The 14787-nt window shown below is 43.1% G+C and carries 12 protein-coding genes; 8 read left to right on the top strand and 4 right to left on the bottom strand.

Annotated elements, in window-relative coordinates:
• Positions 1-110 precede the first annotated feature (110 nt).
• The 6 genes from LC608_RS05910 to LC608_RS05885 all read left to right on the top strand — a co-directional run bounded on the left by LC608_RS05910 (position 111) and on the right by LC608_RS05885 (position 5297).
• Positions 111-1286 carry a DUF58 domain-containing protein gene (locus LC608_RS05910; protein WP_229552647.1) on the top strand — a complete coding sequence of 392 codons (1176 nt, stop codon included), beginning with the start codon at positions 111-113 and terminating at the stop codon, positions 1284-1286.
• Between the two features lie 285 nt (positions 1287-1571).
• Positions 1572-1937 carry a ferredoxin thioredoxin reductase catalytic beta subunit gene (locus tag LC608_RS05905; protein ID WP_100899363.1) on the top strand — a complete coding sequence of 122 codons (366 nt, stop codon included), beginning with the start codon at positions 1572-1574 and terminating at the stop codon, positions 1935-1937.
• A complete protein-coding gene (locus LC608_RS05900) occupies positions 1934-2326 on the top strand; it encodes a DUF309 domain-containing protein (RefSeq protein ID WP_229552646.1) in 393 nt (130 codons plus the stop codon). The genes LC608_RS05905 and LC608_RS05900 overlap by 4 nt, the downstream gene beginning before the upstream one ends.
• 380 nt (positions 2327-2706) lie before the next feature.
• Positions 2707-3204: an LptA/OstA family protein gene (locus tag LC608_RS05895; protein WP_229552645.1), complete on the top strand. Its 498-nt coding sequence runs from the start codon at positions 2707-2709 to the stop codon at positions 3202-3204.
• Positions 3205-3234: 30 nt separating this feature from the next.
• Positions 3235-3963, top strand: a complete 729-nt coding sequence (gene lptB / locus LC608_RS05890; RefSeq protein WP_229552644.1) for an LPS export ABC transporter ATP-binding protein — start codon at positions 3235-3237, stop codon at positions 3961-3963.
• A 218-nt stretch (positions 3964-4181) separates the two neighbouring features.
• Positions 4182-5297 (top strand): LptF/LptG family permease, encoded by a 1116-nt coding sequence (locus LC608_RS05885; RefSeq protein ID WP_229552643.1) that lies wholly within the window; start codon positions 4182-4184, stop codon positions 5295-5297.
• 134 nt (positions 5298-5431) lie between these two features.
• Here LC608_RS05885 and LC608_RS05880 read toward each other — a convergent pair whose 3' ends face one another.
• Entirely contained in the window at positions 5432-6052 is a 621-nt protein-coding gene (locus tag LC608_RS05880) for a CBS domain-containing protein (RefSeq protein ID WP_229552922.1), read from the bottom strand.
• A gap of 428 nt (positions 6053-6480) precedes the next feature.
• Here LC608_RS05880 and LC608_RS05875 point away from each other — a divergent pair, with 428 nt between their 5' ends.
• Entirely contained in the window at positions 6481-7770 is a 1290-nt protein-coding gene (locus tag LC608_RS05875; RefSeq protein WP_229552642.1) for a hypothetical protein, read from the top strand.
• A 30-nt stretch (positions 7771-7800) separates the two neighbouring features.
• Here the strand turns inward: LC608_RS05875 and LC608_RS05870 are convergent, their stop codons facing one another.
• Positions 7801-8481, bottom strand: coding sequence for an S-layer homology domain-containing protein (locus LC608_RS05870; RefSeq protein WP_229552921.1), 681 nt, complete (start codon positions 8479-8481; stop codon positions 7801-7803).
• 153 nt (positions 8482-8634) lie between these two features.
• On the bottom strand, positions 8635-9114 hold the full coding sequence (locus LC608_RS05865; protein WP_229552641.1) for a hypothetical protein: 480 nt from the start codon (positions 9112-9114) through the stop codon (positions 8635-8637).
• 191 nt (positions 9115-9305) lie between these two features.
• Here LC608_RS05865 and rpiA point away from each other — a divergent pair, with 191 nt between their 5' ends.
• Positions 9306-10016, top strand: coding sequence for a ribose-5-phosphate isomerase RpiA (rpiA, locus tag LC608_RS05860; RefSeq protein WP_152589876.1), 711 nt, complete (start codon positions 9306-9308; stop codon positions 10014-10016).
• Between the two features lie 193 nt (positions 10017-10209).
• On the opposite strand, the gene LC608_RS05855 is transcribed toward rpiA, so the two are convergent.
• Entirely contained in the window at positions 10210-14475 is a 4266-nt protein-coding gene (locus tag LC608_RS05855) for a DUF4347 domain-containing protein (RefSeq protein WP_229552640.1), read from the bottom strand.
• Positions 14476-14787 lie beyond the last annotated feature (312 nt).

The raw sequence follows: 14787 nt of genomic DNA, 5'->3' as shown, positions 1-14787 counted from the left end.
AAGTGGTCGTCGTAATTTTCCATCTCTTTTTGAGGAATCCAATTAAAAGCTTTTTTGGCGAACCCCCAAGACACTGTGAAGTTAGGGTGGTGTTGGGTTAAAAAAGAAACATGAAAATCATCAAACCCATCACTAATTGGTTAGAAACCCGTGCCAGTGCCCCTGCTTATGGCGGTTGGGTACTAGCAGCAACGGCTATTTGCTTTTTTGGCGCAGGTATCAATACGATGGCTGGTTGGCTCTACGCCATTAGCGGCATCAGTTTTGCCCTTTTGGGTGTAGCAGCCATCTTACCGCAGCGATCGCTCACAAATCTATCCATCACCCGCCGTCCCATTCAACCTGTGTCAGCAGGCGACGATCTGACTGTAGAATTAGAAATCCGCAATCAAACACAGCAGCCTGTAAGCTTATTGCAAGTTGAGGATATATTACCCTTCGTCTTAGGGAAACCAGTACAAAAGGCAATCGAGACAATTCCTAGCCAAGGTAGTTACCGTTGGGTATATTATCACCCTACCCAGCGCCGAGGCGTTTATCGCTGGCACACAGTCGAACTAGGTTCTGGTGCGCCTTTGGGATTGTTCTGGTGTCGCCGTCAGCGTGATTGTGCTGCTACTGCGATCGTCTATCCCACAGTGTTACCCTTGGCTACCTGCCCCCTAATAGACGAAATGGGGCAAGAAGAGAGCAAAAGGGGCGATCCTCGTGGTAGACCCTTGCAGACAGCGACAACAGGGCTGGTGCGATCGCTCCGTCCTTACCGCATCGGAGATCCCACCCGTCTGATTCACTGGCGCACTAGCGCCCGCTATGGAGAATTAAGAGTGCGGGAGTTAGAAATGGTCACAGGTGGACAAGAAATAGTTATTGCCCTTGACAGTGCTAGCAATTGGGAAGAAGAAAACTTTGAACAAGCAGTAATTGCCGCAGCTTCGCTGTATTTTTATGCACAGCAACAGCAATTACAGGTGCAACTGTGGACAGCATCGACAGATTTAATTAAAGGCGATGTCTATGTTTTAGAAACCTTAGCAGCAACCAGAGCATTAGAAGATGCCAGTTCAGAAGTTCCTAAAAGCTATCCCTTGATTTGGTTAACTCAAAACCCCCTGAGCCTTGCGACTCTTCCTCAAGGCAGTCGCTGGGTTTTGTGGCCAAATATTTCCTCACCAGGAGAACAAGAGGTAATCAATTGGGAACACCCTGGTATAGTTTTGCAAAGTGATGTCTCCGACGGGCTACGCCCACTGCAACCCCAGCTACAAAAAACATTACGTTTATAAATTTCAATAACTGCTAGAGCATTGGGAATTGAGAATTGGGCATTGGTCAATTATCAATAGTTCTTCTTCCTCTGCTTCCCCTGCTTCCTCTGCTCCCCCTACTCCCCAGTCCTCACGCAAGTTATCTCTCTGATTTATTAGATTTTCTCTGATCCCAGCCCACCAGACATATCAAGCTTTGAGCAAAGGTAAAATAACTTAAACGGGTAAGGTTAGGGAAATACACTCGTAATCCCCTAGTGAGGCTGAGGTACAATGCAAAGAAATATTTAAATTATGAGCGACATGATCACATCAGAACATAACACAAAATCCAGCGATAAAAGCCTAGAGGCAATGCGGCATTTTTCCGAACAATACGCCAAGCGGACTGGAACATACTTCTGTTCTGAGCCCTCTGTTACCGCAGTTGTGATTGAAGGACTAGCCAAACATAAAGACGATCTAGGTGCGCCCTTATGTCCCTGTCGCCATTACGAAGATAAAGAGGCTGAGGTTCACGCAACATATTGGAATTGCCCCTGTGTGCCAATGAGAGAACGCAAAGAGTGCCATTGCATGTTATTTCTCACCCCTGACAACGAGTTTGCTGGAGAGAAACAAGACATCTCTCTCGAAACAATTAAAGAAGTACGAGACAGCATGGGATGAGCGAAACCATCCCCCAAGAGTTTTGGCAAGGCGTAGAACAGTTCAATTCTGGACAGTTTTACGCCTGTCATGACACTTTAGAGGCTTTGTGGATTGAAGCTGGCGAACCGGAAAAAACCTTTTATCAAGGCATTCTCCAAATTTCTGTGGCGCTGTATCATTTGGAGAATCGCAACTGGCGAGGTGCAGTAATTCTGTTGGGAGAAGGTAGCAATCGCCTCCGCCGTTACCCATCCAGCTACAGTGGCGTTGACGTAGATGAGCTATTGAGTCAGAGCGCAGTGTTATTAACGACATTACAACAAATAGGGCAAGACTTGATTACATCTGGTGATTTGGGTGAAAATCAAGTCTTATCTTTGCCTAGAATTGTGCTGTCTAGTGATTAGACATCTAGTAATTAATTGTGCGTTGCCCGAAATGCTCAGTAGGCACAATTCATGTAGACGCAAAACGGCTTAAGGCAGGGTATTGTACCTACGGCGTTGTACTGATTCCATGTATGAAAATGATTTTGCGTAATACCAAAATCCTTATAGAGACGTAGCACTGCTACGTCTCTACATCCAGATTGATACTTCAATTCAGCAACGCCGTACTTACGTTATTTTCACTCAGATGTCAATTTGCTGAAACCTTGAGGTTGGGGGTAGCGTCACGTACTTCAGCCAGTAGTTATCGGAAATCACTCCAGATTGTATATTTCATATCTGGATAAAGTACTTGAGATAATTAGAATGCAAGCTGAAATCCTGAATCCCCAATTGCTATGATGCCCTGTTATCAATTGCCCATATCCCAGATACGTCGCTTTGGATTAGCTTTAATGCTGCCAGTAGCACTCTTGGGCGCTTTTGTTTTCCCTATTCAAGTGCAAACCGCTACCGCGCAAACATCTAGAGACAATCGGCCCCTCACTATCCGCGCTGATGTGCAAGAATATGACGCGAAAAACCAAGTAATTACTGCTCGCGGTAATGTGCAAATGTTATATCCATCTCGCCAGATTCAAGCAACATCTGCCCAAGCACAGTACTTTAGTAAGGAACGCCGAATTGATTTCAGTGGCAACGTCTATATTTTGCAACAGGGCGGTAACAGTATCCGAGCGGAGAAGGTAACCTATTTAATCGACCAAGGGCGATTTGTTGCCTTACCCCAATCCAACCGTCAAGTAGAGTCTATCTACATGATCCAAGAATCAGATAATGATGGACAAACTGCGACACCTGCGCCAAAAACGCCACCTTTGAAGCCTTCTAATTAGCATTTACTACCAACAAAGGGCGGCTCCAGCGTGAAAATTGTTTTAGAGAATATCCACAAATCTTACGGCAAACGAATAATTGTCAATCGTGTCAATCTTTCTGTTGCTCAGGGCGAAATCGTTGGTTTACTAGGCCCCAATGGGGCTGGTAAAACAACGACATTTTACATTGCCACGGGTTTAGAAAAACCCAATCAAGGAAAAGTCTGGCTGGGTAATCTAGACGTTACAGAAATGCCAATGCACAAAAGGGCGCGGCTGGGTATTGGCTATTTAGCACAAGAACCAAGTGTTTTTCGCCAACTCTCAGTAGAGGATAATATTCTGTTGGTGTTAGAGCAAACGAATGTGCCACGATGGGAGTGGTCAAGACGACTCACAACTTTACTGCGGGAGTTTCGCTTGGAAAAATTAGCCAATAGCAAAGGAATTCAACTTTCTGGTGGTGAGCGACGGCGGACGGAATTAGCAAGGTCTTTAGCTGCTGGACAAGAAGGACCAAAATTTTTACTTTTAGATGAACCATTTGCGGGAGTTGATCCGATCGCAGTCTCAGAAATTCAGCAAATTGTCGCACAACTGCGCGATCGCGGCATGGGAATCTTAATTACAGATCATAATGTCCGTGAAACTCTGGCCATCACCGATCGCGCCTATATAATGCGCGAGGGACAAATTCTCGCTTTTGGCGCTGCTGACGAACTTTACGGCAACCCCCTGGTGCGACAATACTATTTAGGTAATAATTTTCAAGTCTAAATTAATCATTATTTAGTTAATAATTTAAAAGGCTATTTTAAAATTTTAAACATAAATTTATTAGTTAATTTTCGGGTATTTAAAATTAATTTTTAATCCTAAATATAGATATCATTTATTTTGCCAGGGTTGCTAACATTGAACTTTTCAAGCTAGTCATGATATCAAAGAAACTTACGTCTTTCTACAACTTCTATTCGCTGCTGCCTTTTACGATCATGGATCGTTACCTTGCTAGCGAATTGTTAGCGCCGTTTTTCTTTGGTGTCGGAGCTTTTTCATCAATTGGCGTTACCATCGATGCTGTATTTGATTTAGTCAGAAAAATTGTAGAATCTGGGCTACCAATAGACATTGCCATTCAGGTTTTTTTGTTAAAGTTTCCTAACTTTATCGTTTTAGCCTTCCCCATGTCTACGCTGCTGGCTACTTTGATGACTTACAGTCGTCTTTCTAGCGAGAGCGAACTAATTGCCCTGCGTAGTTGTGGGGTGAGTGTCTATCGGCTAGTGCTAACTGCTGTGCTGTTGAGTCTTGTGGTTACAGGAATGACATTTGTGTTTAACGAACAAATTGCACCAGCAGCAAATTACCAAGCGGCGATGACTTTGGATAATGCCCTTAAATCAGATAAGCCAACTTTAAAACAGCAAAATATTTTCTATCCTGAATACCAGGATGTTACACAACCGGATGGCTCTAAAAATAGGATATTGACACGCTTGTTTTACGCCGACCAATTTGACGGTAAGCGGATGTCAGGTTTGACGATTATAGACCGTTCAACAAAAAATCTGAATCAAATTGTGGTATCAGAAACCGCCCAGTGGAATCCTTCTCAAAATGTCTGGGATTTTTACAACGGTACTATATATTTTGTCGCTGCCGATCGCTCTTATCGCAACATCGTTAGATTTGAACACCAGCAACTGCAACTACCGCGCACGCCATTAAGTCTGGCAGAAAAAAGTCGAGACTATGGTGAGATGAATATTGTTGAAGCACTAGATCAACTACAAGTAGAACTTCTCGGTGGCGATCGCCAAAAAATCCGTAAACTCGAAGTGCGGATTCAACAAAAAATCTCCTTACCTTTTGTATGTGTAGTTTTTGGCTTAGTAGGTGCAGTAATGGGAAGCATACCCCAACGAACTGGAAGAGGTACCAGCTTTGGGATTAGTGTCGTAGTTATTTTTTCGTACTACTTAATTTTCTTTATTAGTGGTGCGATCGCGCAAGCAGGTGCCCTTTCTCCCTTTATAGGGGCTTGGTTGCCCAACTTTCTTTTTCTGGGAATAGGTCTATTTTTATTGATGCGAGTTGCCAAACGTTAAATCGACATAGCAAAGAGTAGGGGGAAATGAAGAAGGAGTGGGCAGGGGCAAGGGGAAGTAATAAAAAATTACTCTTCCCCCTCTGCTCCCTGCCCCATGCCTCTTTCCAATTCCTCTTCATCCCCACACTTCAATTACGGATGATAATTTCGACATTCTGGTGCATTTGGGTTTTCCTTACAATATTCTTCAAAACAGACTTTGGCTGATACCATACCCTCAGCTTTCTGATGAGCGGCTTCTGCTTGAAGTTCTTCTACCTCATCCCAGGCGGCTGCACAGCCTTTAGAATAAGCACCTTGTTCGGTGCAAATAGCCCGAGACTGCTCAATGGCTTTTTGAATTCTCTCCTCCAGCAATAGGGCTTTTGGTGCTTCCACAAAGTCGCTTTTGGTCAAAATGTCGGTAATCGAAATGATACCCAACAGCTTGCCTTGAATCACAGGCGCTCGATGAATACCAGTGTTAGCAAATAACCGTGCTACATATTCCACACCCAAATCAGGATTGACCACAATGCAAGGCTTGCTCATAATTTCGTAAACCCGCACTTGCTTTGGGTCTTTACCGTAGGCTGTTACCTTATAAACAATATCCGTTTCTGTGACAATGCCATAAGCATCATTTTCATGGCGATGATCCACAACCAGCGCCCGCAATTTTTTTTCCTTCATCAGCCCCACTGCTTCAGCAACAGTCGCCGAACCGCGAATGGTAACTACATCTTTGGTCATGATATCTTCAGCTTTCATCATTGCTGTAGTCTCCTGGTTAATAGTACGGTGCAGCCCAGTGCCTTCAAAGGCGTATCGAAGCATTGCAGCACACAGTTTAATTTGCTAACTAGAAAATAAAAAAGTTGAACTTTTGTCCAGCTACAACAATAAATTAGACCAGTTGTAAACTCCTGATGTTATCCAATGTGACCGATACCCAAAAATAAGCATAAATTGCCATAACTTTCTAAAAAATCTTGCAAAAGGACTCCAGCCGCTAAAAAGTAAATTTTTGACTACTACATATCTGTTGGTACTGACTAATAACTGATGGAGAAGTTAGGATAAAATTACTATCCAACTTCAGTTGAGATATTGCTGTTGAGAAAAACAAAATAATTAAACACCAACACTTTCAGCTTCCATCAAGTTTTACAGATTTCGAGTAAATTTCAATTATTAATTCCATGCCAAATCGTCATTATCCTCCCGCCTACTTACGCTATCTCAAAGCCAGGTTATGGAATCTAGGGCGACCTAGTTTTTGGGGGACTGCAATTTTTTTATCTGTAGTCGGTCTAGTAACTTGGGAATACTGGTCAAACCCAGATATTTTCGTTTATAAGCAAAAAAGTCAAGTCGCCTCACAAGAGCCTACTGATTCCTCGCTGTCAGAAGAAAACAAAGCCGTTGCAGCAGATATCGATAATCTGCCAGTTTTATTTAATGACTTTAACCAAGCAACTCCTTCAGTAACGCCAAATAACCCCAAGGAAAATACTGAAGCAAAAAATAGTCAAAACTCTTTAGAGGATGTAATTAACAAACAAAAGTCTGCTAATAATACCAAATTAAATCCTGGTCTAGGCGTTAATCCCGACATCTCCCCAGTCGTGAAAAATCCCTTTGTTGTACAAACAGAAAATTTATTACGGGCTGGGACGGGTGATAATAATAACCAGTTTTTAGGTCTTAAGCCTTTAAATACGGCGTCTGAACCAACAGGGGGCGAAACACCTTCTAGTCTGGGTATTGGATTCACAAATCAAACCAACAAGAATCAAATTTCTGTCTCCACCAGCCCTGTGCAAGCAGGACTCAACCAATCGACAAACCAGCAATATTCTAGTTTCAATGGGGCTGCAACTCAGACAAATGGCTTGGGCCGATCCTCTGAGCCAGGAACAACTTTGATGCCACCCATTAACAGCTTACCCAGTCAAAATTCTCTACCAAGTGCTGGGTTAACTACTGGGACAGGCTACACCTCAACGGGTACGAACTTACCGCAAAGTCCCTACAATAATTTAAATAACGGTCAGGTAGTGCCTAGTAATGGGTTAAATACTGGTACAGGTTATACATCAACGGGTACGAACTTGCAGCAAAATCCCTACAATAATTTAAATAACGGTCAGGTAGTGCCTAATGTAGCACCAGTAACGTCCCCAGGCACGTATGCAGTACCAAGTAATATTGCACCTTACTCTAGCCAGATTCCAAATCAAGGCGTTGTCACCCCCACAAATCCTGTAGGATATGGGAATTATGGGTTGCAGCAACCGATGCAACCACCACAATCTACTTATGGGAATTATGGGTTGCAGCAACCGACGCAACCACCACAATCTAATTATGGGTTGCAGCAACCGACGCAACCACCACAATCTAATTATGTGTTGCAGCAACCAACACAGTCTAATTCCTTATATCTTCGCCAAATTCGAGACAGGTATAGAGGTTCAGGTCAAAGGTGAATTTAAGCACCTTGGCTGGATAAAGTCTAGCTAAGGTGTTTGTGGGCTATTTGGAATAATTGGAACTTCTGGTGTTTCGGGTTGTTGCTGTTGTCGTTGTAAATATTTACTCAATACATAAGCCATATCTCCACGGGTTACAGGTTTTAATGGGGAAATATTGCCTTGAGCATCTGTATTGAGAAATCCTTCAGTAGCTACTGTAGCGATCGCCTTTCTAGCCCAAGTTGGGATAGACTTTTCATCTGGATATGAAGCCAGAATATCATTCACAGCGTCATCGGGAAACTGAAATACACCATAAGCCTGGGCGAAAATAGCAAGAGCTTCAGCCTTTGTCACCTTTTGGTTAGGGAAGAATTCATTGCCCCGATAGCCTTTCATGATGTCAGTTTTTAAGACTGTCTGTATATCATTAAATGCCCAATGAGAACGAGGAACATCTGGAATAGTTAAATTTTCTTTGCTAACAGCTTGTCTCTTATTTAGCCCAAATGCTTTCACCATAATTGACGCTAATTCGCCCCTACTCAGTAACCTTTCTGGATAAAACTTGCCATCAGAATAGTTTGTCATCCATTTGATTGCAGTTACCTGTTGAATGGCATCAGATGGGACTCCAGAAGTATTTTCTGGCACTGGGACCTGAGCAATTGCTGGTAAATTTTGTAGTAGTGCTACTAAAGATAAAGTAATTGAAAGCTGACGCATCATGATAACCGCTTTTAACTGGTAAGTGAATTTAAAAAACTACGTTACTGAGGCTTACTCAAAATTTGGTGTTTTTAATAACCTGTAACTCAGCTAGTGACGAATTTAGGCTGGGCAATGTTGCTCTAGCTACGTAAAGTGTGGCTATAAATTTTAAAAATTAGGACTTTGTTCAAAATCCCAGCACTTCCCATGATTCCAAATTCTACCAGTGTGTTCACATTCTGATTTATCGTCAATCCAAGGAATTGAAGTAGGGTAATAGGAGCTAGATGTGGGAGTAAGTGAAGACAATGCAGAAGAAAATATAGTGTAGCTACAAATCGATAGAATTATTAGAAACCCTATGAGGAACAAAATATTGGCAGGAGTCCAAAAAGGATATAAACCTCTTTCAGAGCGTAAACGTACTTTAGAGCGACGTTCTGAACCTGCTAGCAACACCAGATAAAACCTTAATCCGGGAATTGGTACTGAAACTCTTATGTCTAAAGAATGACGTTTCCTAGCACAAGAGGCCAAACCCCTTTTTATCGCTTCTAATTGCTCCACCGTAAAGGTATTTGCTACTTCCGGGTCAATCTTAGCGAAAAGTTGTTCAAAAGTAGGATCAGTGTACTGTAAATTTCTCATTTATTTAGTATATTAATATACTTATATTTACATTAGTCATCTCCATTGTTCCGGAGACCAGGATGTTTTATTTTTTATAATTCCCTAATTAAGCAAGTAAAGATTAGCAAAAACTTGTTTTTTACCTTTCATCTTTTGAGGTTATCTGCCCACTACTATGGACTATAGTCAGTTTTTCAGGAGTTTTGGCAATGACCGCAGCAGCAGATCCCGTAAAGTTGATGAAGCAAGAAGTTGGCAAAGCCGCCGCCGCCTTAGTAAAGTCGGGTTCTATTGTGGGGTTGGGTACGGGGTCAACAACAGCATATACGATTCAGTTTTTGGGCGATCGCCTCAAGTCTGGTGAACTTAAAGATATCATTGGTATACCTACATCATTTCAGTCAGAAGTACTGGCGAAGCAATACGGTGTACCTCTTGCGACCTTGGATGCTATTGACCACATCGATATTGCCATTGATGGCGCAGATGAAGTCGATCCGCAGAAGAATTTAATTAAAGGCGGTGGTGCAGCACATACCCGCGAAAAAGTCGTAGACTACCTGGCAGAACAGTTTATCGTTGTGGTAGATAGTGGTAAGTTAGTAGAACGCTTGGGTTCTACTTTCGCTGTACCCGTGGAAGTGATTCCAATGGCAATTACTCCTGTAACTAATGCCATCAAAAAACTCGGTGGTAAACCAGAACTCCGCATGGGTGTAAAAAAAGCTGGCCCAGTGATTACCGATCAAGGCAATTTTGTGTTGGATGTCAGATTTGACTCTATTGAAGATCCAGTCAGCCTAGAGAAGACACTGAATAACATTCCCGGTGTTCTGGAAAATGGTATTTTCGTTAACTGTGTCGATTTAGTTTTGATTGGTGAAGTCAAAGATGGTCAGCCATTAGTGCGGCAACTTTAAGAGTATAGATTTTGGATTTTAGATGTCTGTAAAATCTAAAATCCAAAATTAAGCAGTGATATCTGCACAAATTAATTATGCTTTACCCAGAACCCTTGTAGAGACGTAGCAATGCTACGTCTCTACGTTCTTTTTCACCAAATGTCAATATCCCTTGACTTTGAAGACAATGGCTACAGACTAGAATTTAGCGCTAGACGATGACGTTACTACCGACTACCAGATTTGTCGCGGTGAAATTATCCAAAGTTGCGAAGGTGTTAAAAAAAGAATAACTAGGATTATAAGAAATAAGGACTTGAACTAGTGTAGAAGTACCCGATTGCACAAATTGTAAGTTGCCATCACCGATGGGATTGCTGCTACTGTAGCCCCGATTCTTAAACAGGTCAGTGAAGACTAACTTATCCTGGCTCTGATTAAAGTCACTGATTGTAGTATTGGAATCGCTTAACGTTTGGTAGATGAACTGGTCATTACCGCTACCGCCAGTCAAGGTATCGGAACCTCCACCACCAAGGAAAATGTCATTACCAGCACCGCCGATGAGGCTATCATTACCTAGACTAGCAACCAGGGTGTCATTACCAACACCACCAAGCAGGGTATCATTACCTTCACCACCCCGTAATAGGTCGTTACCACTCAAGCCGTCGATGCGGTCATTACCCCCCTGACCATTAATAATATCTGCTGAGTTGTCGAAGGCAGTGAGATTGTTGTTCAGGTCATTAAGAAAGGTGACTGTGTTCTTGTTGAAGATAGCGGAGTTGGCATCGAAGACATCAAAACTTTCACTAATGCTGGTTTGCCCATTAAACAAGATATTGCCCACTGCCGATACGTTCTCTAGGTTTTCCAGAGGAAAGTTTTGCAGGATAACTTTGTCATCAGTCACTCCTTCAAAGGTGATTTCCAGATTGTTACTATTCTGGGTTAGTAGCAGATTTCGGGCTGTTAATCCAGCACCTTGAAATTTGAGGGTATCCACTTCGGCAATGATTGCTGCTGATGGATTTGAGGCTTTATCTAACCCACCGAAATCAGTAATGGTATCAACACCGTCACCTAAGTTGTAAACAAATTTATCTTTGCTGCCGCCACCAGTTAGGATGTCGTTCCCTTGATTACCAGTAATAGTATCGTTCCCGGCTTGAGCGTTAATTATGTCACCGTAGTTCTTGCCTACTAAATTATCAACGCCATTGGTTCCATTCAGCCCGTTAAACTCTAATGCACCAATATCAATTTTACCCTTAGATATTCTGTTAAATCCAACACCGCGTTGGTCAGTGGTGATACCTGCTGGAATCAAAGCATTATTCCCAGCGTTAATGGCGGGACTATCCGCAAGTAAGGCATTAGTAAATGTTACACCACCATTATTTTGCAGGGGGCTGAGTCTTGGATCAATGGGGTTGGTTCTGGTGCCAACGAGGGTGCTGGTAGTAAAGCCAGTGCTAGCAGTGCGATCGCCAATTAGGTTATTACCAGCGTCGGTGAAGTTGCCGCCAACGTCGCGGGAAAAACCGGTATCGCGGGGATCACCAGGCTCGACTGTGTAGGAGTTGCCTGCAATGATGGTATCGCCAACGATAACAGTGCCGCCACTACTGACAACACCCCCACCATTACCAATAACACCGTTATAGCTAAAGCCCTCTGCTATGTTATTGGTAATAGTGTCATTGGTGAGGGTGAGAGTGCCACTGTTTAAGATGCCGCCGCCAGTGTAATATACAGTATTATCAGAGACAGTGCTGTTAATTAGGCTAAAAGTACCTGAGTTATAAATGCCACCACCGTCTGCCGCACCATTACCAGAGACAGTGCTGCTAGTGATATCGATAGTGCCTGAGTTATAAATGCCGCCGCCGTAGGATGGGTAGGGGTCAGGGCCTCCCCGATTTAGACCGCTAGCGAATGCAGTATTATTAGAAACGGTGCTGTTCTTTATACTGACTTTGCCTGTGTTGAATATGCCGCCGCCATAGGCAGTGTTGAAACCGACGTTTGCACCATTTTTAGAGACAGTGCTGTTAGTTAAACTCAGGTTGCCTTTGTTAAAGATGCCGCCGCCTAAAGATGATCCGCTATTGCCAGAGACAGTGCTTCCCGTTAGGCTGAGAGTGCCTCTGTTAAATATGCCGCCTACCTCCCCTCTATTATCAGAGATAGTACTGTTAGTCAGGCTGAGGCTGGTATTGCTATTGAGCAAAATACTGCCTAAGGGATCATTAGCATTAGCAATCTTTAAGTCATCAATGTTGGCATCTGTCCCAGAACCCGATATCTCGAACACGCCTGATGAATTATTCCCACTCACAATGAGGTTAGATGCCCCAGTCCCCAAAATGTTAATATCATTGGTGATAGTTAATTTGCCAGAGGTCAGGGTGATAATATCTGGGGTAGCATCGGTGAACACGCCTGCAAAGGTAATTGTATCTGCCCCAACGGTCGCATTGGCATTGAGGATAGCCTGCCGTAATGATCCCGATCCAGAATCGTTGGTATTAGTCACCACAAATGTGCCAGTATTAACAGGTGGCGGGGTGATAAGGGACTGCACTTCGTAAGCACCAATATCAATAACACCGTTGAATATTCGGTTAAATCCAGCGCTGCGTTGGTCAGTGATGACACCAATAGGAACTAGAGAATTATTGCCAGCATCAATAGCGGGGCTATTCGCAAGTAACGCCTGGGTAAAGGTTGCACCACCGTTATTTTGCAGCAATCCAAGTTTGGGGTCAATGGGGCTAGCACTTGTGCCAACCAGGGTGCTGGTGGTAAAGGCAGTGCTACCAGTATTATTACCAATCAGGTTATTGTCGGAGTCAATCAGCCCACCACTTACATCGGGGTGTATATCACCGGAGGTGGACTTATCCGAGTTGCCTGCAATAATGGTGTTACTAACCTTGCTCTCACCAGAAAAACTAAAAACACCTCCGCCATTACCAGTACCATCAGCATCTGAGTCGGCTGTGTTGTTATTAATTGTGCTGTTGATTAGGGTCAGCCTGTTGCCACTCACGTAAGCAAAGCCATTGTATATCCCACCGCCATCATTTAACGCTGTATTGCCAGAGATGGTGGTGTTAACTAGAATAGCTGATCCGGCATCATAATCTACACCTGCGTTATAAATGCCACCGCCATCCTGTAATGCTGTATTACCAGAGACAGTGCTATTGGTCAGCTTGAAAGTACCACCACTATAGATACCACCGCCGAAGTTTGCCGTATTGCCAGAGACACTGCTGTTAATTAGGCTGAGAGTACCAGTTTTACCCTCAGAAGCGTCATTATAAATGCCGCCTCCCAGATTATTGTTATTGGCAGAAACACTGCTACTTTCCCAGGTATTTCCATAAACACTGCTTCCCGTTAGGCTGAGAGTACCACCGTTATAGATACCGCCTTGCTTATTGCCAAAGACGCTGGTGTTGGCAAGATTGAGGATACCGCTATTAGAGATGGCACTTCCTGCTGTATTACCAGACACACTGCTTTTTGCTAGGTTGAGGATGGAAGTTCTATTAACCTTAATACTGCCGCTAGCGATCGCCAGTCCATTAATATTGACACCTGTTCCTAGGCCCGATATCTCGAATACTGTAGAGGCATTATTTCCACTCACAGTCACATTAGATGTCCCAGTCCCCAAGATGCTTAGATCATCCGTAATCGTCAGTTGTCCAGAGGTAAGGGTAATGGTATCTGGGGTGGTATCTTTGAATATTCCTCCAAAAGCGATCGCATCATCCCCAGCAGTAGCATTGGCTAAGTTGATTGCCTCCCGGAGTGTTGTAATGCCGTTATTGCGATCGCCATCATCTGTGTCCCCAGTATTATTCACCGTAAATGTCGCCAGTACCCCTGCGTAAGCTTGGCGTGTCGTTTCTGCAAATGCTAGACTCGCTTCCATTTCAGTGGTGCGGACTTCTAACTCCCAGTTACCACCTAATGCTGCATTGCCAATTCGCTGACGAGAAGCGGCAATATTTGCTTTGGTAAGTTGGTGCAATTTGTCTACAAATTCTGTCCCTGCATCACCTAAAGCCACATTGCAACCATAGATGAGTAAGTTCCAAAGATTATTACTCTTGCCAGAGATTGAAAATATCTTTTGCCATAGTTGCAGTTGCTGGCTGTATTTGTCGAGGGTATCCAGTCCTAAATGGGTGTTGCCCAATTGTAAGCAACCTGGGGCACCGTGGCACACAATATGAATATTAGTTAAATTCGGACGATTGCAACTCGCTAGAATTTCTGTAATTTGTTCAACACCGTCCTGTGTCGAGTCAAGGACGAACACTTGGGCATTATCAAGGACGCCATTGACCAAATAGCTATAGTCTTCAACCGCCATGTCGATGAAAACTAAACTATGAACATAGGAAGTGGAAGTTGCAGAATTTACTTGGAAGTGTGAGATATTTAGTGTTGCCATTTCTTTACTTCGAGCTAAGGTAATGAGGGAAACTCAAACCGACTCTAGCTGCGTAATTACAGGATTTTCACACAACTACCGATAGCTAAAAATACTATCTAAAAATACTGTATATTTACTAATTATTTTCCCTTTCGTTGCTATCATCTAGCAAGTTGACGTTTTTGTAAAGCATTGAAGAAGAATTCAGAACTTTTCTATGCAATGTCTCAATCCCAAAAATAAAAACTCTTTCTTTTCTTGATCTAATTTTATGTGTGCCGAGTAAGTATTCAAAAGCGTTAAATATTCTTCGACAGGATAGGTTACTTT

It is taken from the genome of Nostoc sp. XA010 (assembly GCF_020829625.1).
Classification (GTDB): domain Bacteria; phylum Cyanobacteriota; class Cyanobacteriia; order Cyanobacteriales; family Nostocaceae; genus Nostoc.
This window is presented reverse-complemented; position numbering and strand designations above follow the sequence as displayed.

Coding starts and splice junctions, on each gene's coding strand:
- LC608_RS05910 (WP_229552647.1), top strand. CDS start 111: ATGAAAATCATCAAACCCATCACTAATTGGTTAGAAACCCGTGCCAGT.
- LC608_RS05905 (WP_100899363.1), top strand. CDS start 1,572: ATGATCACATCAGAACATAACACAAAATCCAGCGATAAAAGCCTAGAG.
- LC608_RS05900 (WP_229552646.1), top strand. CDS start 1,934: ATGAGCGAAACCATCCCCCAAGAGTTTTGGCAAGGCGTAGAACAGTTC.
- LC608_RS05895 (WP_229552645.1), top strand. CDS start 2,707: ATGATGCCCTGTTATCAATTGCCCATATCCCAGATACGTCGCTTTGGA.
- LC608_RS05885 (WP_229552643.1), top strand. CDS start 4,182: ATGGATCGTTACCTTGCTAGCGAATTGTTAGCGCCGTTTTTCTTTGGT.
- LC608_RS05880 (WP_229552922.1), bottom strand. CDS start 6,052: ATGATGAAAGCTGAAGATATCATGACCAAAGATGTAGTTACCATTCGC.
- LC608_RS05875 (WP_229552642.1), top strand. CDS start 6,481: ATGCCAAATCGTCATTATCCTCCCGCCTACTTACGCTATCTCAAAGCC.
- LC608_RS05870 (WP_229552921.1), bottom strand. CDS start 8,481: ATGCGTCAGCTTTCAATTACTTTATCTTTAGTAGCACTACTACAAAAT.
- LC608_RS05865 (WP_229552641.1), bottom strand. CDS start 9,114: ATGAGAAATTTACAGTACACTGATCCTACTTTTGAACAACTTTTCGCT.
- rpiA (WP_152589876.1), top strand. CDS start 9,306: ATGACCGCAGCAGCAGATCCCGTAAAGTTGATGAAGCAAGAAGTTGGC.
- LC608_RS05855 (WP_229552640.1), bottom strand. CDS start 14,475: ATGGCAACACTAAATATCTCACACTTCCAAGTAAATTCTGCAACTTCC.